Source organism: Aeromicrobium sp. (assembly GCF_014378035.1).
Classification (GTDB): Bacteria; Actinomycetota; Actinomycetes; order Propionibacteriales; family Nocardioidaceae; genus Aeromicrobium.
Map to the genome: position 1 here is coordinate 1 of NZ_JACMOM010000352.1, position 2,507 is coordinate 2,507.

Genomic DNA, 2,507 nt, shown 5'->3' on the forward strand with positions numbered 1-2,507 from the left:
ACCCTGTCAACATCGTTCATGACGTAGCGACCGAACGGCTTGAGGTCGCCGAGGTGAGGCACCTTGTCGCCGACCCGGTTGAAGTCGGCGAGCGTCAGGTCGACCTCGGCCTCGCGGGCGATCGCGAGCAGGTGCAGGACGGCGTTGGTGGAGCCGCCGAGCGCCATCACGACGGCGATGGCGTTCTCGAAGGCCCGCTTGGTGAGGATCTGTCGGGCAGTGATGCCGCGGCGCAGCAGCTCGACGACGGCCTTTCCCGACGCCTCGGCGAACTCGTCGCGGCGGTGGTCGATCGCCGGCGGGGCCGACGATCCGGGCAGGCTCATGCCGAGCGCCTCGGCCGCCGACGCCATGGTGTTGGCCGTGAACATGCCGCCGCAGGCACCCTCGCCCGGGCAGATCGCACGCTCGATCTTGTCGACCTGCTCGCGGCTCATGAGCCCCTTGATGCACGCGCCGACGGCCTCGAAGGCGTCGATGATCGTGACGTCCTTGCCGTCGACGCTGCCCGGCATGATCGAGCCGGCGTAGAGAAAGACGCTCGACAGGTCGAGGCGGGCTGCGGCCATCAGCATGCCGGGGAGGCTCTTGTCGCAGCCGGCGAGCAGCACGGAGCCGTCAAGACGCTCGGCCATCATGACGGTCTCGACCGAGTCGGCGATGACCTCGCGGCTGACGAGCGAGAAGTGCATGCCCTCGTGACCCATCGAGATGCCGTCGGACACCGAGATCGTGCCGAACTCGAGCGGGTATCCCCCGCCGGCGTGCACGCCGACCTTGACGGCCTTCGCGAGACGGTCGAGCGACAGGTTGCAGGGGGTGATCTCGTTCCAGCTCGAGGCGACGCCGATCTGGGGCTTCACCCAGTCGTCGTCCCCCATGCCGACCGCACGCAGCATCCCGCGAGATGCAGTGGCCTCGAGGCCATCGGTCACGGTACGGCTGCGGGGCTTGATGTCGACGTCGTTCTCGGGAGGCATGTCCTCAGATTACGACCGCCGCCACGCGTGACGTCCGGCAGGGACTCCGCAGCGGGCGTCTGCCTCGTGCCTCGCTGTATCAGCCCATGACTTGATCAGGCGCGATATCAGCCAGGGACTAAAGCAGGGGGATGAAGACCAGTGCGATGGACCAGCTCACGAAGCTGCCGACGAGGACATACTCAGCCTTGCGGCCCGCGACATCGCGAGAGATCTCCGGGAATCGAAGGATTCCCTTGGCGGCAATGACCGCGGTGAGCGCCGCATACTCACCGGCGAGGGCCATCGCGAAGATGAAGATGCGTTCGATCGGGCCCAGCACGCGTCCACCTCGAAGCGTCTGCTCGCTGGCCATGACGCCGGCATCGGTTCCGGCGAGCACCATGCGGACGATGATGTTGGCCGATTCGACGAGGAACAGCACCACCCCCACGCCGACCGCGAACTGAACGAAGGAGACGTCGTCGAGCGTCGAGATGTCGAGCTGGTCGTACCAGTCGGGCAACCACCCGTCGGCCGACCGGACCTGCGAGCCGAAGGCCAGGATCGTCAGCACTGTCATGCCGAGCAGCACGAGGGGCCACGGGTACGTCTGCCGGCCCGAGATGCCCACGGGAGTGGTCGCGATCCATGCCACCAGCAGCGCCAGCCCGGCCGCGACCCACCACCACTCGAGGCCCGTCCCCCAGACGCCCAGCCCCAGCACGGTCGCACCGACGAGAGCCGCACGCAGGAGCGCGACGCGATCGGGGGCACGATCCTGCGGACGGGTGAGGTCGGCGGCGCCGAAGGACGCGAGCAGCAGCGCCAGCAGGATCATCGGAACGACTCCACGCTGCCGAGCAGAGCAAAGGCGCCGCTGCTCTGCAGACTCTGTGACACCGCGGACTGCGAGATACCTTCAGCTGCGGCGAGCTCCATCTGCGTCCTTCCCTCCAGCAGGCCCAGCACGAGCCGGCGACGACGATCGTTCAGGTCGCTGACGATCTCGTCGCGACACATCAGGAATGCGTTGGTGAGGCCTGCCGGTGGGTACTTCTCGGACTGCCCCTCGGCCACAGCGTAGGAGGTGCGCAGGCTTTTGTGTCGGCGCACCTCGCGAGATTTCGTCTCCACGATCGCATCACGCGCGGACCACCACGCCGGCCCGTCCTGCATGGGGCCATAGTCGCTGCGGCCGATCGTGCTCCACTGCCCGGCACCGAGGCCGAACCGGCAGTCGAGCGGGTCGGGGAGTCGAAGGCGGAGCAAGAGGGTGGCGAGCACAGCGGCCGGGAGGTCGGCGTAGGCGCCTTGGCACTCGTCGCCGATGGTGGGTGCGAGGGGTTGCACACTCTCGACGCCGGCGTTGACCTCGGCCAGGGCGTCGACCAGCTGCCGTTGAGCGGCGGCGCGGTCAGGATGAGTTCGCGATGACACGAGGTCGACGATGACGGCGATACCCTTTTGCTCATACTCCATGTATATAAGGCTATCACTGAATCTTGCTGAGTATAAGTCATCGACTGAATGCCTAGCATGATTGCG

Annotated in this window: 3 protein-coding genes; all 3 read right to left on the reverse strand. The window is 66.9% G+C overall.

What is annotated here, in order from left to right; translation table 11 throughout:
* The coding region (locus tag H7290_RS18590) for a dihydroxy-acid dehydratase (protein WP_290515508.1) at window positions 1–980 on the reverse strand (980 nt) is incomplete at its 3' end.
* Between the two features lie 118 nt (window positions 981–1,098).
* A complete protein-coding gene (locus H7290_RS18595; protein ID WP_290515509.1) occupies window positions 1,099–1,800 on the reverse strand; it encodes a hypothetical protein in 702 nt (233 codons plus the stop codon).
* Window positions 1,797–2,441, reverse strand: a complete 645-nt coding sequence (locus tag H7290_RS18600) for a SatD family protein (protein ID WP_290515510.1) — start codon at window positions 2,439–2,441, stop codon at window positions 1,797–1,799. Before H7290_RS18600 ends, H7290_RS18595 begins: the two co-directional genes overlap by 4 nt.
* Window positions 2,442–2,507: the final 66 nt, after the last annotated feature.

Bases quoted from the DNA above. Each gene is read 5' to 3' on its own strand.
- H7290_RS18595 (WP_290515509.1), bottom strand. From the start codon at position 1,800: ATGATCCTGCTGGCGCTGCTGCTCGCGTCCTTCGGCGCCGCCGACCTC.
- H7290_RS18600 (WP_290515510.1), bottom strand. From the start codon at position 2,441: ATGGAGTATGAGCAAAAGGGTATCGCCGTCATCGTCGACCTCGTGTCA.